Origin of the sequence: Pseudomonas hunanensis, assembly GCF_013393325.1 — a bacterium.
Lineage (GTDB): Bacteria > Pseudomonadota > Gammaproteobacteria > Pseudomonadales > Pseudomonadaceae > Aquipseudomonas > Aquipseudomonas putida_P.
The window spans coordinates 241770-262864 of the sequence record NZ_QJRC01000098.1 but is presented as its reverse complement, the minus strand read 5'-3'; the positions used below and the strand labels follow the sequence as shown (position 1 = coordinate 262864).

The following is a 21095-nucleotide window of genomic DNA, read 5'->3' as shown; positions in this document are numbered from 1 at the left end:
CGAACGTCTCTACTGGGCGCGCGCTGTTGATACAGGCTGTCTGAGGTCTGCCAGCAGCGCCTCAATCTGTCGCCTACCTTGCACATGCACCACCGGCACCTGCGGCCCGACAGCCTGGCGCATCGCCTCGATCCCAGGCCGATAGCCCCGATCGAATGTCCACACAAACTTGAGAAACTCCAGAAACGCCCGGTCCAGCCGCTCGCTGCAACCAGCAGGCAGGTCCGGGCGTGGCTTGTTCAGCACACTGCGCAGGATCACCCTTTTCAGGCACGTCAGCTGTGGCGTATCCAGCCAGATGACCAGGTCGGCCCGGGGCAAGCGCAGGTCGAATGTGCGGCGAGCATAGTTGCCCTCACATACCCAGGTTTCCCCGGCAACCGCTTCGCGCACGCGGGCGCGGAACGTCTTGGCATCTGCCTCCACCCAACCGGCCTCCCAGAACAGCGTGTCGAGGTGCACCACGGGCGCCCCCAACCGTGCGCCAATCTGCCGGGCCAGGGTGGATTTACCACTGCCGGCGTTGCCCAGTATCACGATGCGTTGCATGGCCAAGTCCTTTTGGAAAAAACCGGCCATGCTAAATCATCCGACCGGCTCAAGACAGCCATCACGGCCAAGGTGATAGCGCTGCAGGTCCTGCGCCAGGGTCAGCTGCCCGCTGTAATGGGCGAGGGCCTCGTCGCGCACGTTGTCGATGTTGGGGCTACGCCTTGGGTCGCTTTGGTAACGGGCGCTGAAATGCGTCAGTACCAGGTTGCGCACACCAGCGCCCTCGGCAAAGCGCGCCACTGCAGCGGCGGTGCTGTGGCCGAACGTGACCCCGGTGCGTTCGACCACCGCCTGGGTGAACGTGGCCTCATGCACCAGTACGTCCGCACCCTTGGCGACGTCGGCCAGCAGCTCGGGGTTGTCGTTGTCCCCGCACACGATCACCCGCCGTGGCGGGCGTGACGGGCGCAGGTAGTCGTGACCGTCCAGCAACTGCCCGTCGTGCTGCACCGTCAGGCCTTTGGCCAGTTCGCCCCACAGCGGGCCACGGGGGATACCTTCGGCTTGCAGCCGCTGGGTGTCCAGGCGGGGTTCGGGGTTGAGTTCAGTGAACACGAAGCCCACGCTGGGCACCCGGTGCGACAGTTGCACGGTGGTCACCTGCAGGGCCTCGTTGCGCCATTCGGCCAGTTCCTCCACGGCCAACAAGCGCAGTTCGAATGGCAGGAACGTGTCGCTGGCCACCAGGCCCTGGCGTACCCAGTCGTGCAGCGCGACGGGCAGAATCAGCTCCAGCGGCTGGGTGCGCCCGCTCATGCCAGCGCTGGCCAGCAGGCCGGGCAGGCCAAAGCAATGGTCGCCATGCACGTGGGTGATGAAGATTGCACGCAGGTCGCGGATCGACAGTGGCGTATGCAACAGCCGGTGCTGGGTGCCTTCGCCGCAATCGACCAGGTACCAGTGGCTGCCGTTGGTTTCGATCACGGCCGTGGCGCTGACATTGCGTGCCTTGGTCGGCACCCCGGCGGAGGTGCCGAGGAACAGCAGGTCCATGGTTCAGGTTCCCTTTTTCAGCTCAACAGCGACAGGTCGCGCAGCAGGGCCTGCAGCCCTTGTGGCACCAGCGGGCCAATGCGTGCGAAGTCGGCGCTGTCGCACCAGCGCGCACGGAACGGGCTGCTGTCGGACTCCTGGCCGTCAAGCCAGTCTTGCTGGTACAGGCTGGCATCATCGAAGCGCGCGTCATACACCTGCACGATCTCATGCCCTGGCTTGTCGGCATAGGTGAACAGGCTTTCCAGGGTGCCGAGCAGTTTTACCGCGCTGATCGGCTGACCCAGCTCCTCGGTGATTTCCCGGGCGATGGCGTCGCGGCCCAGCTCACCGAACTCGATACCGCCACCCAGCGGGCGGCACAGGGTCTGCCCACTGGACGGGTCGTCGAACACGTTGACGAGGATCTTGCCCTGATGGTGGAACACGCACAGGGCAAGAAAGCGGATGCGCGGTGTTGGCAGCGGTTGGGGCGTCACGGGCTCGTTCCTTCGAGGCGATAAAGGGCGCACACCATAGCCCGATTGCCGCCTGCCGTCGACGGCCTGCTAGTCGCCCTGGCGCCAGATGAGCTTGCTGGTGTCATAGCCTTGCTCGCGAGCGATCGTCAACAGTTGCTCGCGCTGTTGGTCGGTGACCGCCGGCGTGCGCGAAAGCAACCACAGGTACTCACGGTTGGGGTGCCCGACCAGCGCCACGCGGTAGTCCTTGTCGTGGTACAGCACCCAGTACTCGCCCTTGGTCAGGCCCGGTGCCAGGCGGCTGAACCAGTTGTCGAAGCGTACCCACAGCTTGTCGGTGCTGCCCGGTTGCTGGGCCTCGGCGATGCCCTTGGCTTCATTCCATTGGCCGTCCTTTTCCTTGCAGCGGTTGGTCACGTCGATGCGGCCATCGGTACGCAGGCCATAGTGCGCCTCGGACTGCACGCAGTTGCGCTGGAAAAACATGGGCAGCCGTGCCAGTTCGTACCAGGTGCCCTGATAGCGTTGCAGGTCCACCTGCTGGGTGCGCGGCGGTGCCGGGTGATCGTTGCCAGCGCAGCCGAGCAGGGCCAGGGTCATGCAGGAAAGCAGCAGCGTGGTACGTAGCGCCATGGTGAACCTCCTTGAGGCGGATGGGGGCTTACCTGTGTTTCGATGCGGGCGCGGGGCAAAAGTTGTACGCGTTTACCTTTATTCGAATGAGCCGGTCTGCACTTGACCTGCGCGCACGTAGCGGGCGATGACCACGCCCTTGGGTGAGACCACCCAGTGCTGCAGGGTGAAAGCCGCCGCTGCCGCATCATTGCCGAACAGGCGTTTACCGTGGCCTAGCAGCAAGGGGTGGATCAACAATTGCAGTTCATCGACCAGGTCGGCCGCCAGCAGTTGCTGCACAAGGTCGGCGCTGCCCTGGGTCAGCAGGTTGGCGCCGTCTTGCTGTTTAAGTGCGCTTACCGCTGCGGCTACGTCCCCGCCAAGCGGGTGGCTGTTGTGCCACTCGAGGGTAGCAGGGGTGTGGGTGGCTACGTGCTTGGGTACGCTGTTGAACAGGTTGGCGATGGAGAAGTCTTGCGAGTCGTCTTTTATTTTTGGCCAGTAGCCAGCAAAGATGTCATACGTGCGCCGGCCGAGCAGCAACTCGAAGGGCTGGCTGAACAATGCCTGCATGGCCTGGCCGAAGACTTCTTCGGCGTAGGGCACGATCCAGCCGCCGTAACTGAAACCGCCGCTGGTGTCCTCTTGCGGGCCACCGGGGGCTTGCATGACGCCGTCGAGGCTGATGAAGGCGGCTACGATGAGTTTGCGCATGGGGACTCTCCGGTTGGCAGCCTGGGGGTGGCGGCCTTCATGGGTAGTCGAATGGCAAAAGGCAAAATCGACAGGGTTGACCTGTGCCGGCCCCTTTCACGGGCTCACCCGCGAAAGGGCCGTTACAAACTCACAGCCAGTAGGTCACTGCCCACCATCCCAGCCCACCCATCACTACGGTATAGGGCAACGCCATCCACACCATCCGGCCATACGACAGCCGGATCAACGGCGCAATCGCCGAGGTCAGCAGAAACAGAAACGCCGCCTGCCCGTTAGGCGTCGCCACGCTGGGCAGGTTGGTGCCGGTGTTGATCGCCACCGCCAGCGTTTCGAAATGCTCGCGGCTCATGCCGCCATTGAGAAATGCCTGTTTCACTTCGGTGATATAGATAGTGGCGACGAACACGTTGTCGCTTATCGCCGACAGCAAACCGTTGGCCAGGTACAGCATGCCCGGTTGCTGCTCGGTCGGCAGTGTCAGCACCCAGCTGATCAAGGGGCTGAACAGTTGCTGCTGGTGAATTACCGCGACCACGGCGAAAAACACCACTAGCAGCGAGGTGAACGGCATGGCGTCCTGGAAGGCACGGCCCAGGCGGTGTTCGTCGGTGATACCGGTAAAGGCCGTGATCAGCACGATCACCATCAGGCCAATCAGGCCGACCTCGGCCACATGCAGCCCCAGGCAGATGATCAGGATCAGCGCAGCGATCCCTTGCACCCACAGTGCGATGCGTTGCGCCTGAGTGCGCGCGGCGTCGTCTTCGGCCGCATAGGCGGCCAGCACCTGGCGTACCGGCTCGGGCATCAACGTGCCATAGCCGAACAGGCGCAGCTTTTCCAGCAGCACGCAGGTCAGCAGGCCGGCACCCAGCACCGGCAGCGACACGGGGGCCACCTTGAAGAAGAAATCGGCGAAGTGCCAACCCATTTCGTGGCCGATCAGCAGGTTCTGCGGCTCGCCCACCAACGTGCAAACCCCGCCCAGGGCGGTGCCCACCGCGCCATGCATCAGCAGGCTGCGCAGGAAGGCGCGGAACTGGTCGAGGTCTTCGCGGTGCAGCTGGGCGACCTGCTGGTCGCTGTCCAGTGCACTGTCTTCACGCGGATTGGCCCCGGACGCGACGCGGTGGTACACCGCATAGAAGCCGACGGCGGCGCTGATGATTACCGCCGTCACGGTCAGCGCATCGAGAAACGCCGAAAGAAACGCCGACAGCACGCAGAATAGCAGCGACAGGATTGCCTTCGAGCGCACCCCAAGCAGGATGCGCGAGAACAGGAACAGCAGCAGCTCCTTCATGAAGTGAATGCCGGCCACCATGAACATGAGCAGCAGAATCACCGGGAAGTTGTGTTGCAGTTCCTCGTACAACGCCTGTGGTGTGGTCATTTGCAGCAGCAGGGCTTCGACCAGCAACAGGCCGCCGGGCATCAACGGGTAGCACTTCAGCGCCATGCCCAAGGTGAAGATGAACTCGAGCACCAGTGCCCAGCCGGCCGCAACCGGGCCTACGGTTACCAGCAGCAGCGGGTTGAGCACCAGGAACAGGCAGATAATCGCCTTGTACCAAAGCGGCGACTGGCCCAGAAAGCCATGGGCGAGGGCGCCGGTCAGGGAGCGTGACATGAATATGTATCCTTATAATTCGGCGATGGCGCACGGTGCCGTATCAGCACGACTTAGGCAAGTCGCGCAGTCCCGCTTTTGGCACAAGTGCGGTCATCGGGCTGGGTTAACATCCGGGCCATGAACCTTTCACCCGCAGGAGTGCCGCCCGTGACCGAGTACAGTGCATTCAAGGTCGAACTGACCGACAACATCGCCCACGTTCAGATCAACCGCCCGGAAAAGGTCAACGCGATGAACGCGGCCTTCTGGGAAGAGATCGTCGAAATCTTCCAGTGGATCGACGACACCGATGCCGTGCGGGCCGTGGTAGTCAGCGGTGCCGGCAAGCACTTCTCTGCCGGTATCGACCTGATGATGCTGGCGTCCCTGGCCGGGCAGATGGGCAAGGACGTGGGCCGCAATGCGCGTTTCCTGCGTAAGACCATCCAGCGCCTGCAGGCCTCGTTCACTGCCGTGGACAAGTGCCGCAAGCCAGTACTGGCCGCCGTGCAGGGCTATTGCATCGGCGGCGCTATCGACCTTGTCTCGGCCTGCGACATGCGTTACTGCAGCGTTGATGCGCAGTTTTCGATCAAGGAAATCGACATGGGTATGGCGGCCGATGTCGGTACACTGCAACGTTTGCCACGTATCATCGGCGACGGCATGATGCGTGAGCTGGCCTTCACCGGGCGCAATGTGGCGGCCGACGAGGCGCTGCGCATAGGCCTGGTCAACCGGGTCTATGATGATCAGGCCGCACTGATGGACGGTGTCTTTGCCATCGCCCGCGAAATTGCCGCAAAATCGCCAATCGCCGTGGCCGGCACCAAGGAAATGCTCAGCTACATGCGTGACCATCGCATCGACGATGGCCTGGACTACATCGCCACCTGGAACGCCGCGATGCTGCAATCCGAAGACTTGCGCGTGGCCGTGGCGGCGCACATGAGCAAACAAAAACCGACGTTCGCCGACTGATCGGGCCGGGGGACGCGCAGTAAAGGAACCCCCCGACATGTCAGCACGCTGGACTACCGCAGTACTCGACCCGCAAATCACCGGGGGGCTGGCCGTGGCCCGCAGCCCGGACGGGTTTCTGGTGGACGCCAACGGCGCGCTGTTCCCCCGCGACTGGCTCAAGCGCCAGGACCTCGATGTGCTGTGCGAGCACGGCATCGGCCATTTTGACGGCCAGCCGGTGTTCCTGCTGGAACTGCGCAGCGCCATCGATGTACCCGGCTGCAGCTGGCGCGGCCTTCGCGCCTTCATGCTCGAAGGCGACTTCGACACCTACAAGGTGCTGGGCTACGCCGCGCAAATCGGCACCTGGGCCCGCGAGCACCGCTTCTGCGGCAGCTGCGGCCAGGCCATGACGCAAATTCGCTGGGAGCGGGCAATGTATTGCCAGCCCTGCGACCTGCGCAGCTACCCGCGCATCTCGCCGAGCATGATCGTTTTGGTGACCCGTGGCGATGAAATCCTGCTGGCGCGTTCGCCACGCTTCGTCACCGGGGTGTACAGCACCTTGGCAGGTTTTGCAGAGCCGGGTGAATCGGCCGAGGACTGCCTGGTGCGTGAAGTGCGAGAAGAAGTGGCGGTTGAGGTGCAGAATATTCAGTACGTCGGCAGCCAATGCTGGCCGTTCCCGCATTCGATGATGCTCGGCTTCCATGCTGAGTACGCTGGTGGCGATATCGTCATGCAACCGGACGAGATCGAGGACGCCCAGTGGTTCAGCGTCCACGACCTGCCGCCGCTGCCGGCCGGGCGCTCCATTGCCCGGTATCTGATCGACCTCTACGTGGCGCGCCGCTTAGGCCTGCCCGAACCAGTGCTGCCACGCTAGGCGAACGGTCAACGCCAGTACCACGGTGATGAACACAGGGCGGATGAATTTGCTGCCGCCGCTGATCGCCGTGCGTGCGCCGAAGAAGGCGCCGACCATCACCGACAGGCCCATGCACAGGCCGACGATGTAGTCCACCTGCCCGGAAATGATGAACACCGTCAGCGCCGCGATGTTGCTGACGAAGTTCATGCTGCGCGCCACGCCGCTGGCGCGGACCAGGTCGATGGGGTACAGCAGCAGGGTGCTGACCGTCCAGAACGCCCCGGTACCCGGGCCGGCCACGCCGTCGTAAAAGCCCAGGGTGAAGCCTTGCGGCACTTGCCACTTCTTCTTGATGGGGGCATCGGCATCCAGCGGCGCCTTGGGCGTGCCACCGAACAGCAGGTAGATGCCACAGGCGAAGACGATGACCGGCAGCATCTTGTTCAGCCATTCGGCGGGCATGTAGTGGGCGATGACCGCGCCGAGCAGTGCCCCGATCAAGGTGGCGAACAAGGCAGGGCGCCACTGCGCCGGGTGGAAGAGTTTGCGCTTGTAGTAGGTGAAACCGGCGGTAGCCGAGCCGAAGGTGGAGCTGAGCTTGTTGGTGCCCAGTACCAGGTGCGGCGGCATGCCGGCGGTGAGCAGGGCCGGGGTGGTGAGCAGGCCGCCGCCACCGGCGATAGCATCGATGAAACCGGCGACGAAGGCGACCAGGGCCAGTATCAGCAGAGTTAGGGGTTCTACGGTGAGTTCGAAGGGCATGGGAGGCTTCAGGCAGTGGGCAGGCAGCACGAGAAAGCTGTGCTTCAGCGGCTATGTTAAAGCCTCTAGACTGTTATTGTCAGTGTGGGTTTCGCATACCCTGTACCTAGCTTGTTCTGGCGGATTTGTTAGCTGAGGTTGGGCTGGCCAGTGAGCGCACGGCAGAGGGTGTGCCAGATGTGGACTGCTGAGCAGGGTAAGCTGACAAGAGACTGTCCAGCATTATTTCTTTTTCCAGCATCTTGAGCTCAAGCTGATCAAAACTTAATTGTTCGAAGGGATCAAGTATCGAGCTGTATTTGATGCTGTTACCATCAATGGAGACGTCGCCATTCGCTATGGCGATATTAAATTTATCCAAGGCTTTGCCAAGGTCTGAGATATTTTTTAGCTCTGCCTTTGTTACGCTTGATTCCGCGATGTTTTGGTATGTTTTTAGTGCTGGATTTTTTTCAATGGCTGCAAGTGCCTTGTCACGACGTTGCATTACTGTTTTGCCCCTGAAACGTGATGTCAAGGCGGAAAGCAGTCCATGGCCTGAAGGATCTTGATGGTTTACTGGGTCTCCGGTGCAATAGGCGTAGGCGTTAACTCCACCTATCCCGAAGGGGCTTGCACTGTCAGGTGAGTAAAATCGCTTGAGTGCAGGACTGTAATTACGGTAGCCATTGCCAAGAGGATAGCAATTTGTAGCGGTGTCTTGACGTTGGCCTGTGAAACCCAGGAAGGACGCAGTGCCGAGGGCTGTGTTGCAATATCCGTAAGCCGTATAGAGTTGTTGATGAATTGTTGTTGGCACGGTCAGGGCCCTCTAGCGGGAGAGGTGATTGAATGAGATTACCCTCGAATAAATTGGGTAGGTGTGCAACTGGTAGATTTGCCAGGTGCATATAGAGATAAGTGTGTTGTCTGTACCGGCCGTTTCGCGGGCACGCCCGCGAAACGGCCGGTACAGGCTGGGTGCATCAGCTACGGATGAACGCCAGCAAGTCCGCGTTGATCACATCGGCATGGGTAGTCGGCATGCCATGCGGGTAGCCCTTGTAGATTTTCAGCGTGCCATTGGGCAGTAACTTGGCCGACAGCACCCCGGCGTTTTCATACGGCACGATCTGGTCATCGTCGCCATGCATCACCAGCACAGGCTGCTCGATACCCTTCAGGTCCTCCGTGAAGTCGGTCTGGGAAAATGCCACGATGCCGTCGTAATGGGCCTTGGCGCTACCGATCATGCCCTGGCGCCACCAGTTGCCGATGATACCTTCGCTGGCTTCGACACCGGGGCGGTTGTAGCCGTAGAACGGCCCGGCTGGAACATCCCGGTAGAACTGCGCCCGGTTACTGGCCACCTGGGCCTGGAAACCGTCGAACACCGCCTTGGGCAGGCCGCCTGGGTTGCCGGGCGTTTGCACCATCAGTGGCGGTACGGCAGCGATCAGCACGGCTTTGGCCACCTTGTCTTCCGGGTGTCGGGCTATGTAACGCACCACCTCGCCACCCCCGGTCGAGTGGCCGACATGCACAGCGCCCTGAGTGCCCAGGTGGGCGACCACGGCGGCCACATCGTCGGCGTAGTGGTCCATGTCGTGCCCGTCCCATACCTGGCTGGAGCGGCCATGGCCACGCCGGTCGTGGGCGACCACGCGGTAACCTTGGGCGAGGAAGAACAGCATTTGCGCGTCCCAGTCATCGGCACTGAGCGGCCAGCCATGGTGGAAGTGGATGACCGGGGCATCGCGCGGGCCCCAGTCCTTGTAGAAAATCTGTACGCCATCCTTCGTGGTCACATAGCTCACGGTCGGGTCTCCTGTGTGCAGGCACCTAAGGGAGCTATTGAGAATAGGAGAGATTTCAGCGTAGCAAGCGCCCGGCCGTCTTCAGACGCGATCGCGCATTCTGTACCAGGCCTTGGCGGCAGCTTCCAGTGGTGCTGCCAGCAGATCGCCGCCGGGGAACCGGCCGTTGTCGATCCCTTGGTACAGCGTCAGCAGGTCGTCGTCACCGAGGATGGCGTCGCTCACGGCCCGTGCTGCAGCCAGGGTCGGCAGCACGCCGTGGCCGGAGAAGCCCTGCAGCCAGTAGCGCTGGCCTTCGCGGCCGACGTCCGGGGTGCGCTGGATGCTGCAGTCGATATGGCCGCCCCAGGCATAGTCGATGGCTACCCCGGCCAGTTGCGGGAACACCCGCTCCAGGTAGGGGCGGGTGGCGCTGGCGACGTCCTTGGGAATGCCCCCCAGATAAGTGCAGCCACCGCCGAACAGCAGCCGGTGGTCTGGGGTGAGGCGGAAGTAGTCGGGCACGAACTGGTTGTCGATCACGCAGCTGTTGCGCGGCAGCAGCGAACGGGCCAAGTCGGCGTCCAGCGGCGCGGTAGCTACCTGGTAGGAGCCAACGGGCAACAGGCGCCTCGACAGACCACGATCGAGGCGGTCGATGTAGGCGTTGCAGGCCAGCACCAACACCTGGGCGCGTACTTCGCCGTGGTCGGTACGGGCGACAAAGCCGTCGCCAGCCTGGTGGTAACTGAGCACCTGGCTTTGCTCGTAGATGCGCCCGCCAGCAGCCTCGAGGGTGCTGGCCAGGCCTTGCGCCAGTTTCAGCGGGTTGAGGTGTGCACCTTTGGCGTCGTACAGCGCGGCCTGGTAGCGCGGGCTGTCGACCCATTGCGGCAGCTCGTCACGGCCGATCAGGCGCAGGGCGTCGTAGCCCCACTTGTGTTCGGCCTCGTGCAGGGCTTCTTCAAGTATTTTCACTCGGCGCGGCATGACAGCAGTCCACAGGCTGCCCAGCCGGTAGTCGATATCGAAGCCGTGGCGCTGGGGCAGTTCGCGCATTTCGTCGGCGGCCCAGCACATGCTGGCCCACAACCGTTGGGTACGTTCGATGCCCAGGGCTTTTTCCAGCGGCGGCATGTCGCACGACCAACCCAACAGCGCCTGGCCCCCGTTGCGCCCGGAGGCAGCCCAGGCAACCCGGCTGGCTTCCAGCAATGTGACGCGCTTGCCGGCCTGAGTCAGGCGCAGGGCAGTGTGCAGGCCGCTGAAGCCGGCGCCGATGATGAGTACGTCGGTGTCGTGGGTGCCTTGCAGGGTAGGGCGTAATGGGATGTTGGCGGGGTAGGTCTGGGCGTAGTAGCTGGCGACGTGCTGAGCGGACTGTTTGAACATGTCGGGCTTCCATGAAATTTATTGTGGTTATTTTCATGAAAACTTAGCATGTAAATTTCATGGTGCCAATGTGACGGTCAGGTTGAAGCCTTTTTCCGAGGCTGCCGCGGCTTGCTGGCGGTAGCCTTGCTTCCAGCCGCTTTGCTTTTTCCGCCACCGCGACGCTTCTTTTTCCAGGGGGGAGCCGCCCCGGCCGCCGGCCCGCTGATTGTCATGCGCATGCCACTGCACCGCTCGACCAGCTTGCCCATCCACGTTGATTGCCTGGCGACGAACTCTTCCAGGGTCATCTCGCCGCTTTGCACCATGTCCAGCGCCTGCTCCCAGATTGCCGTGGTGCCTGGGTCGGCAATGGCGCGCGGCACGGCGTCGATCAGGCTGAAGGCTGCTGGCGTGGCCGCCAATGCCTTGCCGTTCTTCACCAGGTAACCACGGTCGAGCAGGCCCTGGATAATACTGGCGCGGGTGGCCTCGGTGCCGATGCCGGTGGTTTCCTTGAGCTTCTGTTTCAGTCGTGGATCGTCCACCAGCTTGGCCACGTTCTTCATCGCCTTGATCAGGTCGCCTTCGGTGAACGGCTTGGGCGGCTGGGTCCACAGGTCTTTCAGCTGCAGGCCATGCACTGTGCAGTCCTGGCCTTCGCACAGCGCTGGCAGCACCTGGGCCGGTGGGGCTTCGCGACCCTTGGTTGGCGTCAGCGCTTCGGGCAGGGCACGGCGCCAACCCGGTTCGACAATTTGCTTGCCCACCGCGCGCAGGGCATGGCCAGCGCAGTCGAAGTCGGCCTGGGTACGATCGTACTCATGGTTGGGCAGGAACTGCGCCAGGTAACGGGCGCGGATCAGGGTATACACCGCCTTGTGCTTGGCCGGCAGGCGCGACGGGTCACTGGCGGCGGCAGTGGGGATTATGCCGTGGTGGGCGCTGACCTTGGCGTCGTTCCAGGCCCGTGAGCGGCGTTGCGGCTCGAGGTAGGGTTGCAGCGGCGTGAGGCTGGCATCGGCTCGCTGCAGTGCAGCGAGGATCGCGGGTGCCTCGGCATGCTGGCTTTGCGGCAAGTAGCCGCAATCGCTGCGCGGGTAGGTGATCAGTTTGTGGGTTTCGTACAGGGCCTGGGCAATGTCGAGGGTTTCCTGGGCGCCCAGGCCGAATTTTTTCGAGCACAGCTCCTGCAGGGTGCCGAGGTCGAAGGGCAGCGGCGCGGCTTCGCGGACGCGCTCGGTGGCTACCTTGACGGCCCGGGCAGTGGCGGCATTGCCGATGTCGGTGGCGGCCTGTTGTGCCAGGTCCTGCTTCAGGCAGCGACCCTGGTCGTCGCAGGCGTCTTCGGGGGCGCGCCATTGGGCATTGAAGCGCTGAGCGGCGTGTTCCAGTTGCACCTCGATGGCCCAGAACGGCACCGGCACGAAATCGGCGATGCTGCGGTCGCGGTCGACCACCAGGCGCAAGGTAGGTGTTTGTACCCGGCCCACCGGCAGCACGCCCTGGTAGCCGGATTGGCGGCCCAGCAGGGTGAACAGCCGGCTCATGTTCATGCCGATCAGCCAGTCGGCGCGCGAGCGACCTAGCGCCGAATGGTACAGGTTGAACGTTTCATGGCCCGGCAGCAGGCGCGCCAAGGCCTTGCGGATGGAGGCGTCATCCAGCGCCGACAGCCACAGGCGCTGCACCGGGCCACGGTAGCGGCAATGCTCGACCAGCTCGCGGGCGATCATTTCGCCTTCGCGGTCGGCGTCGGTGGCGATCACCAGCTCCCGTGCTTCGCCGAGCAGGCGCTTGACCGCCTTGAACTGGCTGGCAGTCTTGGGCTTGACCAGCATCTTCCACTTGTCGGGAATGATCGGCAGGTCGGCCAGGTTCCAGCGCTTGTAGCGTTCGTCATAGCTGTCGGGCGGGGCGGTTTCCAGCAGGTGGCCGATGCACCAGGTGACGCAGACGTCGGTGCCTTGCCAGCAGCCGTCGCCTTTGCGGTTGGCGCCGAGCACTTTGGCGATGTCTTTTGCCTGGGAGGGTTTTTCGCAGAGGAACAGGCGCATGGCCGGGGACGCTTTATCGGGGCTGATAGGCCCTAGGATGCGCAAGCAGGGGCGCGGAGGCAAGTTTTATCTGGATGGATGTACAGGTTTTTTGTCAGCAAGGATATACATGACGTGTACCGGCCTCTTCGCAGGCTTGCCCGCGAAGAGGCCGGTACACGTCATGAATCAGACGCGCGAGTCGCGCACCATGTCCACATGCGGGATGCCGGCTTCGAGAAACTCTTCGCTGACTACGCGAAAGCCCAACCGCTCGTAGAACGGTGTGGCGTGTACCTGGGCGCTGAGCATCTGCTGCTTCAGGTCGCGGTTCTGCGCTTCGTCGATAACCGCATTCATCAGCGCGTCACCCACCTTCAGCCCGCGCCAGTCCTTCAGCACCGATACCCGGCCAATGGTGCCGTCAGGCAGCAGGCGGGCAGTACCGATCGGGTAGTCGCCTTCCTGGGCCAGGAAGTGCGCTGCGGTCGGGTCATCCGAGTCCCACTCCAGCTCTGGTGGCACGTGCTGCTCGGCAATGAACACCGCTTCCCGGATACGGCGAATGTCGGCGTTGTCTTTCTGCCAGTCGGCGAGGCGAACGCTGATCTTATTCATTGGCGAATCCCAGACTTCCCTGTTTGACCAACTGCTGTACCAGCATAAGGCCATCTTCGTCTTGCAGCCAGTCTGCCAGGTTGTCGATGTGCAGGGCGTCGGCCGCGCATACCAGCTTCAGCAGCTCGCGCAATTTGCCCGGCAGTGGGCAGCTGCGGCCGCTGGCGAACAGCAACAGGTCGTCTTCGAATTCCGACCAGGCCAGGCGTGCGCTCGGGTTGCGGATCAGGATGGCGCCTTGTTCAAGGGCGTCGATCAGCTCTTCCTCGCTCAGCTCTTCGCCGACGATCTGCTCCGGGTAGCGCGGCTCGGTCATGAATTGGCCGAACCAGGTCAGCAACAGGTCCTTGTCGCCCATGTGCTTGTCGAGCAGCGCCTTGAGGCGGTCGAGCGCGTCGTGCTGGATCTGGTGCGGGTCGCTGGCTGGCTGGGCGTCAGCGTCGCTGTAGCGCTCTTCGTCGGGCAGGAACTGGCCCAGGAAGTCGGTGAAGTGGGTCAGCACTTCGGCGGCGCTAGGTGCGCGGAAGCCTACCGAGTAGGTCAGGCAGTCGTCCACGGCCACGCCGTAGTGGGCCAGGCGCGGTGGCAGGTAGAGCATGTCGCCGGGTTCCAGGGTCCACTCTTCGCTCTGCTCGAACTCGGCCAGGATACGCAGGTCGGCGTGCTCCAGCAGCGGGCTGTCGCTGCTGCACATCTGGCCGATCTTCCAGTTGCGCTGGCCGTGGCCCTGCAGCAGGAACACGTCGTAGTTGTCGAAGTGCGGGCCGACGCTGCCACCGGGGGCGGCGAAGCTGATCATCACGTCATCAATGCGCCAGCTGGGCAGGAAGCGGAAGTTTTCCAGTAGCTCGGCCACTTCCGGGACGAACTGGTCCACGGCCTGTACCAGCAGGGTCCAGTCCTTTTCCGGCAGCTCGGCGAAGGTGTCTTCGTTGAACGGGCCGCGACGCAGTTCCCATGGGTGGGCGCCGTGCTCCAGCACGATGCGCGACTCGACTTCGTCTTCAAGGGCCAGGCCGGCCAGTTCGTCGGGGTCGATGGGGCTGATGAAGTCCGGGAAGGCCTGGCGCACCAGCAGCGGCTTCTTCTGCCAGTAGTCGCGCATGAATTCGCGGGCCGAGATGCCGCCGAGCAGCTGCAGTGGAGTATCAGGATTCATGTTCAACCTATTGAAAAAACGTAATTTTCGTCCGGGAATAAAAACGCCCGGCCAGGCCGGGCGTTGTACGCGACGGTCAGCTTAGATGCGTTTGGCCTGGGCTGCCGCGTTACCGATGTAGGTAGCGGGGGTCAGCAGCTTGAGCTCGGCCTTGGCGTCGGCTGGCATGTCCAGGCCGTCGATGAAGGTCAGCAGCGCTTCAGGGGTGATGCCCTTGCCACGGGTCAGCTCTTTGAGCTTCTCGTAGGGGTTTTCGATGTTGAAGCGGCGCATCACGGTCTGGATCGGCTCGGCCAACACTTCCCAGCAGGCGTCCAGGTCGGCGGCGATGCGGGCTTCGTTGACTTCCAGCTTGCCGATGCCCTTCAGGCTGGCTTCATAGGCGATGACGCTGTGGGCAAAGCCCACGCCCAGGTTGCGCAGCACGGTGGAGTCGGTCAGGTCACGCTGCCAGCGCGAGATCGGCAGCTTGCTGGCCAGGTGCTGGAACAGCGCGTTGGCGATACCCAGGTTGCCTTCGGAGTTTTCGAAGTCGATCGGGTTGACCTTGTGCGGCATGGTCGACGAGCCGATTTCGCCGGCAACGGTCTTCTGCTTGAAGTAGCCCAGCGAGATGTAGCCCCACACGTCACGGTCGAAGTCGATCAGGATGGTGTTGAAGCGGGCAATGGCGTCGAACAACTCGGCGATGTAGTCGTGCGGCTCGATCTGGGTGGTGTACGGGTTGAACTGCAGGCCCAGCTCGTCTTCGATGAAGGCGCGGGCGTTTTCTTCCCAGTCGATTTGCGAGTAGGCGGACAGGTGGGCGTTGTAGTTGCCCACGGCGCCGTTGATCTTGCCCAGCAGCGGCACGGCGGCAACCTGGGCGATCTGGCGCTCCAGGCGGTACACGACGTTGGCCAGCTCTTTGCCCAGGGTGGTCGGCGAAGCCGGCTGGCCGTGGGTGCGCGACAGCATCGGCACATCGGCGTGGGCGTGGGCCAGGGCGCGGATGGCGTCGGCGATCTGGCGCATCAGCGGCAGCAGCACGTCGTCACGGCCGGCGCGCAGCATCAGGGCGTGGGACAGGTTGTTGATGTCCTCGCTGGTGCAGGCGAAGTGGATGAATTCGCTGACTTTGGCCAGCTCAGGCAGCTTGGCGGCCTGCTCCTTGAGGAGGTATTCGATCGCCTTGACGTCGTGGTTGGTGGTGCGCTCGATTTCCTTCACGCGCTCGGCGTGTTCCAGCTTGAAATCGCTGGCCAGGTTGTCCAGCAGGGCGGTGGCTTCGGCGGAGAACGCCGGCACTTCGCCGATCTGCGGGTGGGCGGCCAGGCGCTGCAGCCAGCGCACTTCGACCAGGGCGCGGAAACGGATCAGGCCGAATTCGCTGAAGATGGGGCGCAAGGCCTGGGTTTTGCCGGCATAACGGCCGTCTACAGGGGAAACCGCAGTGAGCGAAGAAAGCTGCATGGGGTGTTCTCGGACAGTCAGGCTTTTGGAAGGGCGCATATCATACATGAAAAATGCCTGTAGGAGCGGCCTTGCGTCGCGAAAGGGTCGCGCAGCGGCCCCGGCAACCTATGCTGGGGCGGCGATTCTGGGGCTGCCGCGCAGCCCTTTCGCGACGCAAGGCCGCTCCTACAAGTCCGGCGTTTTTCTTCAGGACGGTGTGCGCATCATATCGTACAGTTCGTTCAGCAACTTGCGACGGCTGAACACCAACTGCCAGCGGTGTCCACCCAGCTGGCGCCACAGGCGCGCGGCACGGATGCCGGCCAGCAGCAGGGCGCGAATCTTCGACGCGTTGCTGGCCTGCTGCAGGAAACGCATGTCGCCGTGCACCTGGATGCGCTGGCGCAAGGTGCTAAGCGTGTCCTGGTACAAGGCTCCGCTGGAAGCGATGACGTTTTCGTGAACCAGGCCGAAATGCTCGGCCTGCGACTGGATTTGCGGCAGGCGATTGCCGATGGTGTCAAGCAGGTCGCCACGTTTGTTCAGTTGGCGCTCCAGGCCCAGCATCGACAGGGCGTAGCGCAGTGGCTCGCGCTGCAGGCTGCTGGGGTCACGCTCCAGGGCGCCGACCAGCGCGCGGTAGCCGTCGCGCAGGTTCAGGTCGTCACCGCCGAACACCTCCAGGGTGTCCTTGGGGTCACGTACCAGCAGGCTGCCCAGCATGCAGCCGATATTGGCCTCGCTGGCCTGGCCGGTGCGGGCAATGCGGTCGACCAGCACAGCGGCCTGAAATACGCCGCCCAGGGCAATCAATTGCTCCTGCAGGTTGCTCATGCGCGCGGGCTCCACGGCTCGGCGGCTTCGATTACACCACCGCCCAGGCACACTTCGCCGTCGTAGAACACCACCGACTGGCCTGGGGTGACGGCGCGCTGTGGCTCGTCGAACACGGCGCGGTAGCCGGTTTCGGTCAGTTCGAGGGTGCACTGCTGGTCGCTCTGGCGGTAACGCACCTTGGCGGTGAGCTGGCGCGGGCTGCTGAGGTCGATCGGGTTCACCCAGAAAATCTCCGAAGCCAGCAGGGCGCGGGAGAACAGCCATGGGTGTTCGTTGCCTTGGCCAACCACCAGCACATTGCGGGTCAGGTCCTTGTGCAACACGTACCACGGCTCGTCACCGGCATCCTTCAGGCCGCCAATGCCCAGGCCCTGCCGCTGGCCGATGGTGTGGTACATCAGGCCGTGGTGGCGGCCGATCACTTCACCTTCGGTGGTTTCGATGTCACCCGGCTGAGCTGGCAGGTACTGCTTGAGGAAATCGCTGAAACGACGCTCGCCAATGAAGCAGATGCCGGTGGAGTCCTTTTTCTTGGCGGTGGCCAGGCCGTGTTGTTCGGCGATGGCGCGCACTTCGGGTTTTTCCAGCTCGCCGACCGGGAATAGGGTGCGGGCAATTTCCTTGCCGCCAACGGCGTGCAGGAAGTAGCTCTGGTCCTTGTTCGGGTCCAGGCCCTTGAGCAGTTCGGTGAGGTCGCCAGTGTCGCGGCGGCGCACGTAGTGGCCGGTGGCGATCAGGTCGGCACCCAGCGACAGGGCGTAGTCGAGAAACGCCTTGAACTTGATTTCACGGTTGCAGAGGATGTCCGGGTTGGGCGTGCGGCCGGCCTTGTATTCTTCAAGGAAGTGCTCGAACACGTTGTCCCAGTATTCGGCGGCGAAGTTGGCGGTGTGCAGCTTGATGCCGATGCGGTCGCACACGGCCTGGGCGTCGGCCAGGTCTTCACGGGCGGTGCAGTATTCGGTGCCGTCGTCTTCTTCCCAGTTCTTCATGAACAGCCCTTCCACCTGGTAGCCCTGCTCGATGAGCAGAAGGGCGGAGACGGAAGAGTCCACGCCGCCGGACATGCCGACGATGACGCGGGTCTTGGCGGGGTCTTTGAGTGCTGGGCTGGTCATGGGTACCGGTGTAGATCAAGGGGGAAAAACGCCGATTCTATCAAACCCGTGGCGCCGCGTCAGTCGCGCAGCAGCTGGAGGCTATGCAGCGGGCCGTTCAAATAGTCGTCGAGGCAGCGCGGCACCAGCTCGCTGCGCCAGCGGGCGGGGTCGGCCAGCAGCTCGTCGCGGGTCAGCCATACGGCGCGGACGATGTCACTGTCCAGGGCGAGGTCTTCGTGGTGGCGCACAGGGCGGGCGGCGAAGCAGATGCGCTGGTAGGTCACGCCGTTGCTGGGGGCGGTGTACAGGTAGATGCCGACAACGCCGGTGAGCTCGACTTCCCAGGCAGTTTCTTCCAGGGTTTCGCGCAGGGCGGCCTGGGGCAGGGTCTCAAAGGGTTCGAGGTGGCCGGCGGGTTGGTTGAAGACGTGCTGGTTGGCTTTGAACTCCTCGACGAAAAGGAACTTGCCTTCGTGTTCGACGATGGTCGCGACGGTGATGTGGGGTTGCCAGGACATGAGTATTTCCTAGGGTTGGCGCGGGTCCTGTAGGAGCGGCCTTGTGTCGCGATGGGCCGCAAAGCGGCCCCGACGATATCCGCTGCGAAGCCGAAAATCTGGGGCCGCTTCGCAGCCCTTTCGCGACACAAGGCCGCTCCTACAGGGAGCCGTGTACGCACTTTAAGAAAGCAAAAACCCCGGTGCGTGGCCGGGGTTTTTGCTGTTACTTCAAGCGAACCTTACAGGGCGGCAATGGCGCTGTTCAGGGTCTGGCTTGGGCGCATCACCTTGGCGGTCAGCTCGGCATCCGGGGCGTAGTAACCACCGATGTCGGCTGGCTTGCCCTGAACGGCATTGAGCTCGGCGACGATGGTCGCTTCGTTCTCGGCCAGGGTTTTTGCCAGCGGTGCGAAGCGTGCCTGCAGGGCAGCGTCGTCAGCCTGAGCGGCCAGGGCTTCAGCCCAGTACAGGGTCAGGTAGAAGTGGCTGCCGCGGTTGTCGATACCACCGACCTTGCGCGACGGCGACTTGTTGGTGTCGAGGAACTTGCCGGTAGCCTGGTCCAGGGTGTTGGCCAGAACCTTGGCGCGCGGGTTGTCGTAGGTGTTGCCCAGGTGCTCCAGGGAAGCGGCCAGGGCCAGGAATTCACCCAGCGAGTCCCAACGCAGGAAGTTCTCTTCAACCAGCTGCTGTACGTGCTTGGGCGCCGAACCGCCGGCGCCGGTTTCGAACAGGCCACCGCCGTTCATCAGCGGCACGATCGACAGCATCTTGGCGCTGGTGCCCAGTTCCATGATCGGGAACAGGTCGGTCAGGTAGTCGCGCAGCACGTTGCCGGTCACCGAGATGGTGTCCTTGCCTTCGCGGATGCGGGCCAGGGAGAACTTGATGGCGTCGACCGGGGCCAGTACGCGGATGTCCAGGCCAGTGGTGTCGTGATCTTTCAGGTACTTCTGTACCTTCTCGATCATCACACCGTCGTGGGCGCGAGCCGGGTCCAGCCAGAACACCGCCGGGGTGTCGCTCAGGCGGGCGCGGTTGACGGCCAGCTTGACCCAATCCTGGATCGGAGCGTCTTTGGTCTGGCACATGCGGAAGATGTCACCGGCTTCGACGTTCTGTTCCAGCACGACGTTGCCCTTGCCATCGACCACGCGCACGACGCCGTCGGCCTTGATCTGGAAGGTCTTGTCGTGGGAGCCGTACTCTTCGGCCTTTTGCGCCATCAGGCCAACGTTCGGCACGCTGCCCATGGTGGTCGGGTCGAAGGCGCCGTGTTTCTTGCAGTCTTCGATGGTGGCCTGGTAGATGCCGGCGTAGCAGCGGTCCGGGATCACGGCCTTGGCGTCTTGCAGTTCGCCAGCGGTGTTCCACATCTTGCCCGAGTCACGGATCATGGCTGGCATCGAGGCGTCGACGATAACGTCGCTCGGCACGTGCAGGTTGGTGATGCCTTTGTCGGAGTTGACCATGGCCAGGGCTGGGCGGTCGGCGTACAGGGCCTGGATGTCGGCTTCGATCTCGGCCTGCTTGTCAGCTGGCAGGTCCTTGATGCGGGCGTACAGGTCACCGATACCGTTGTTGGCGTTGAAGCCCACTTCGGCCAGTGCTGCGGCGTGCTTGGCCAGCACGTCGTTGTAGAACTCTTCGACGATGACGCCGAACATGATTGGGTCGGAGACCTTCATCATGGTGGCTTTCAGGTGAACCGACAGCAGCACGCCAGAAGCCTTGGCATCGGCGATCTGCTCGGCGATGAAGGCTTTCAGGGCCTTGCGGCTCATGGTGGCGCAGTCGATGATTTCGGCGGCTTTGACGGCGGTCTTTTCTTTCAGCACGGTGGTGCTGCCATCGTTGCCGACCAGCTCGATGCGCAGGCTGTCGTCACCTTCGATCAGTGCGGCCTTCTCGCTGCCGTAGAAATCGCCTTGGGTCATGTGGGCAACGTGCGACTTGGAGTCGGCGGCCCAAGCGCCCATCTTGTGCGGGTGCTTGCGGGCGTAGTTCTTGACCGACAGCGGCGCGCGGCGGTCGGAGTTGCCTTCGCGCAGCACCGGGTTCACGGCGGAACCCTTGATGCGGTCGTAGCGGGCGCGGGACTCTTTCTCGTCCGCGGTGGCCGGCTCGTCGGCGTAGTCAGGGATGTTGAAGCCCTTGCCTTGCAGTTCCTTGATCGCGGCTTTGAGCTGCGGTACCGAGGCGCTGATGTTCGGCAGCTTGATGATGTTGGCTTCAGGGGTGGTAGCCAGCTGGCCCAGTTCCGCCAGGTGATCGCCTACTCGCTTCTCTGCGCCCAGTTGCTCCGGGAAGGCGGCAAGGATACGGCCAGCCAGGGAGATGTCGCGAGTTTCGACGGCGATGTCAGCGCAAGCTGTGAAAGCTTCGACGATCGGCAGCAGCGAGTAGGTGGCGAGGGCGGGGGCTTCGTCGGTGAAGGTATAGATGATCTTGGAACGGGTGGGCATGCGGGTTAACTCTCTGTGTGCTGAGCGTGCTCGAGTCTCGTGGTGCGCAGGGTAGGCGCATCGCCCTGGCAGCGCCATGAGCGGAAAGTCGAGAGGCTGCGAGCGGTGATGGTGGATGCATCAGTCGAGCGTCAAGTGCTGGGCTGCGGTAACAACCCAGGCTTAGTGGCCATTCATGGCCTAGGGCGGTCCGCATTTTCCTGGGATTCGCCCCGATGACCCTTCGGTCGCGGCGGAGTATACCAAACCATTCG

20 protein-coding genes and 1 pseudogene are annotated in these 21095 nt (G+C 63.1%); 2 read left to right on the top strand and 19 right to left on the bottom strand.

Features of this window, described 5'->3' with window-relative positions; genetic code table 11:
• Positions 1–9: 9 nt before the first annotated feature.
• From DM807_RS22945 to nhaB, 6 genes are all read right to left on the bottom strand, one after another.
• The gene (locus DM807_RS22945) at positions 10–549 is read right to left on the bottom strand and encodes a P-loop NTPase family protein (RefSeq protein WP_179027958.1); all 540 of its coding nucleotides are present in this window, start codon (positions 547–549) and stop codon (positions 10–12) included.
• Positions 550–585: 36 nt separating this feature from the next.
• Positions 586–1545, bottom strand: a complete 960-nt coding sequence (locus DM807_RS22940) for a ribonuclease Z (protein WP_012273236.1) — start codon at positions 1543–1545, stop codon at positions 586–588.
• 17 nt (positions 1546–1562) lie between these two features.
• Entirely contained in the window at positions 1563–2009 is a 447-nt protein-coding gene (locus DM807_RS22935) for an NUDIX hydrolase (RefSeq protein WP_171577258.1), read from the bottom strand.
• 84 nt (positions 2010–2093) lie between these two features.
• Complete coding sequence (locus DM807_RS22930) at positions 2094–2639, bottom strand: lipocalin family protein (RefSeq protein WP_012273234.1); 546 nt, start codon at positions 2637–2639, stop codon at positions 2094–2096.
• A gap of 78 nt (positions 2640–2717) precedes the next feature.
• The gene (locus DM807_RS22925) at positions 2718–3335 is read right to left on the bottom strand and encodes a dihydrofolate reductase family protein (protein ID WP_069942319.1); all 618 of its coding nucleotides are present in this window, start codon (positions 3333–3335) and stop codon (positions 2718–2720) included.
• Between the two features lie 130 nt (positions 3336–3465).
• The gene (gene nhaB, locus DM807_RS22920; RefSeq protein ID WP_179027957.1) at positions 3466–4968 is read right to left on the bottom strand and encodes a sodium/proton antiporter NhaB; all 1503 of its coding nucleotides are present in this window, start codon (positions 4966–4968) and stop codon (positions 3466–3468) included.
• A gap of 150 nt (positions 4969–5118) precedes the next feature.
• Between nhaB and DM807_RS22915 the strand changes: the two genes are divergently transcribed.
• Together DM807_RS22915 and nudC are read left to right on the top strand one after the other, a co-directional pair.
• Positions 5119–5931 (top strand): crotonase/enoyl-CoA hydratase family protein, encoded by an 813-nt coding sequence (locus DM807_RS22915; RefSeq protein ID WP_069942321.1) that lies wholly within the window; start codon positions 5119–5121, stop codon positions 5929–5931.
• Positions 5932–5968: 37 nt separating this feature from the next.
• Positions 5969–6799: an NAD(+) diphosphatase gene (gene nudC / locus DM807_RS22910; protein WP_179027956.1), complete on the top strand. Its 831-nt coding sequence runs from the start codon at positions 5969–5971 to the stop codon at positions 6797–6799.
• Here the strand turns inward: nudC and DM807_RS22905 are convergent.
• From DM807_RS22905 to DM807_RS22850, 13 genes and pseudogenes are all read right to left on the bottom strand, one after another.
• Entirely contained in the window at positions 6767–7546 is a 780-nt protein-coding gene (locus tag DM807_RS22905) for a TSUP family transporter (RefSeq protein WP_012273229.1), read from the bottom strand. The genes nudC and DM807_RS22905 overlap by 33 nt on opposite strands.
• A 106-nt stretch (positions 7547–7652) precedes the next feature.
• Entirely contained in the window at positions 7653–8033 is a 381-nt protein-coding gene (locus DM807_RS27815) for a hypothetical protein (protein WP_060515023.1), read from the bottom strand.
• A gap of 57 nt (positions 8034–8090) precedes the next feature.
• Positions 8091–8345 (bottom strand): annotated as a pseudogene (locus tag DM807_RS27810) (RHS repeat-associated core domain-containing protein); the annotation flags it as partial.
• A gap of 166 nt (positions 8346–8511) precedes the next feature.
• Entirely contained in the window at positions 8512–9342 is an 831-nt protein-coding gene (locus tag DM807_RS22895; protein ID WP_069942322.1) for an alpha/beta fold hydrolase, read from the bottom strand.
• Between the two features lie 81 nt (positions 9343–9423).
• Positions 9424–10713 (bottom strand): NAD(P)/FAD-dependent oxidoreductase, encoded by a 1290-nt coding sequence (locus tag DM807_RS22890; protein ID WP_060493994.1) that lies wholly within the window; start codon positions 10711–10713, stop codon positions 9424–9426.
• Positions 10714–10790: 77 nt separating this feature from the next.
• On the bottom strand, positions 10791–12749 hold the full coding sequence (locus tag DM807_RS22885; protein WP_179027955.1) for a DNA topoisomerase III: 1959 nt from the start codon (positions 12747–12749) through the stop codon (positions 10791–10793).
• A 168-nt stretch (positions 12750–12917) separates the two neighbouring features.
• Positions 12918–13346 (bottom strand): GNAT family N-acetyltransferase, encoded by a 429-nt coding sequence (locus DM807_RS22880; protein ID WP_012273225.1) that lies wholly within the window; start codon positions 13344–13346, stop codon positions 12918–12920.
• On the bottom strand, positions 13339–14505 hold the full coding sequence (locus DM807_RS22875; RefSeq protein WP_012273224.1) for a ribosomal protein uL16 3-hydroxylase: 1167 nt from the start codon (positions 14503–14505) through the stop codon (positions 13339–13341). The genes DM807_RS22880 and DM807_RS22875 overlap by 8 nt, the downstream gene beginning before the upstream one ends.
• An 81-nt stretch (positions 14506–14586) precedes the next feature.
• A complete protein-coding gene (gene purB, locus DM807_RS22870; RefSeq protein ID WP_041166755.1) occupies positions 14587–15957 on the bottom strand; it encodes an adenylosuccinate lyase in 1371 nt (456 codons plus the stop codon).
• A 189-nt stretch (positions 15958–16146) separates the two neighbouring features.
• Positions 16147–16773 (bottom strand): high frequency lysogenization protein HflD, encoded by a 627-nt coding sequence (hflD, locus tag DM807_RS22865; protein ID WP_012273222.1) that lies wholly within the window; start codon positions 16771–16773, stop codon positions 16147–16149.
• A complete protein-coding gene (gene mnmA, locus DM807_RS22860; protein WP_179027954.1) occupies positions 16770–17894 on the bottom strand; it encodes a tRNA 2-thiouridine(34) synthase MnmA in 1125 nt (374 codons plus the stop codon). The genes hflD and mnmA overlap by 4 nt, the downstream gene beginning before the upstream one ends.
• A gap of 59 nt (positions 17895–17953) precedes the next feature.
• Positions 17954–18394, bottom strand: a complete 441-nt coding sequence (locus DM807_RS22855) for an NUDIX hydrolase (RefSeq protein WP_060515806.1) — start codon at positions 18392–18394, stop codon at positions 17954–17956.
• Positions 18395–18615: 221 nt separating this feature from the next.
• A complete protein-coding gene (locus tag DM807_RS22850; protein ID WP_012273219.1) occupies positions 18616–20841 on the bottom strand; it encodes an NADP-dependent isocitrate dehydrogenase in 2226 nt (741 codons plus the stop codon).
• Positions 20842–21095: the final 254 nt, after the last annotated feature.

Excerpts from the sequence above, each read along its gene's own strand:
- DM807_RS22945 (WP_179027958.1), bottom strand. The coding sequence starts at position 549 with ATGCAACGCATCGTGATACTGGGCAACGCCGGCAGTGGTAAATCCACC.
- DM807_RS22940 (WP_012273236.1), bottom strand. The coding sequence starts at position 1,545 with ATGGACCTGCTGTTCCTCGGCACCTCCGCCGGGGTGCCGACCAAGGCA.
- DM807_RS22930 (WP_012273234.1), bottom strand. The coding sequence starts at position 2,639 with ATGGCGCTACGTACCACGCTGCTGCTTTCCTGCATGACCCTGGCCCTG.
- DM807_RS22925 (WP_069942319.1), bottom strand. The coding sequence starts at position 3,335 with ATGCGCAAACTCATCGTAGCCGCCTTCATCAGCCTCGACGGCGTCATG.
- nhaB (WP_179027957.1), bottom strand. The coding sequence starts at position 4,968 with ATGTCACGCTCCCTGACCGGCGCCCTCGCCCATGGCTTTCTGGGCCAG.
- nudC (WP_179027956.1), top strand. The coding sequence starts at position 5,969 with ATGTCAGCACGCTGGACTACCGCAGTACTCGACCCGCAAATCACCGGG.
- DM807_RS22905 (WP_012273229.1), bottom strand. The coding sequence starts at position 7,546 with ATGCCCTTCGAACTCACCGTAGAACCCCTAACTCTGCTGATACTGGCC.
- DM807_RS27815 (WP_060515023.1), bottom strand. The coding sequence starts at position 8,033 with ATGCAACGTCGTGACAAGGCACTTGCAGCCATTGAAAAAAATCCAGCA.
- DM807_RS22890 (WP_060493994.1), bottom strand. The coding sequence starts at position 10,713 with ATGTTCAAACAGTCCGCTCAGCACGTCGCCAGCTACTACGCCCAGACC.
- DM807_RS22885 (WP_179027955.1), bottom strand. The coding sequence starts at position 12,749 with ATGCGCCTGTTCCTCTGCGAAAAACCCTCCCAGGCAAAAGACATCGCC.
- DM807_RS22880 (WP_012273225.1), bottom strand. The coding sequence starts at position 13,346 with ATGAATAAGATCAGCGTTCGCCTCGCCGACTGGCAGAAAGACAACGCC.
- DM807_RS22875 (WP_012273224.1), bottom strand. The coding sequence starts at position 14,505 with ATGAATCCTGATACTCCACTGCAGCTGCTCGGCGGCATCTCGGCCCGC.
- purB (WP_041166755.1), bottom strand. The coding sequence starts at position 15,957 with ATGCAGCTTTCTTCGCTCACTGCGGTTTCCCCTGTAGACGGCCGTTAT.
- hflD (WP_012273222.1), bottom strand. The coding sequence starts at position 16,773 with ATGAGCAACCTGCAGGAGCAATTGATTGCCCTGGGCGGCGTATTTCAG.
- mnmA (WP_179027954.1), bottom strand. The coding sequence starts at position 17,894 with ATGACCAGCCCAGCACTCAAAGACCCCGCCAAGACCCGCGTCATCGTC.
- DM807_RS22855 (WP_060515806.1), bottom strand. The coding sequence starts at position 18,394 with ATGTCCTGGCAACCCCACATCACCGTCGCGACCATCGTCGAACACGAA.
- DM807_RS22850 (WP_012273219.1), bottom strand. The coding sequence starts at position 20,841 with ATGCCCACCCGTTCCAAGATCATCTATACCTTCACCGACGAAGCCCCC.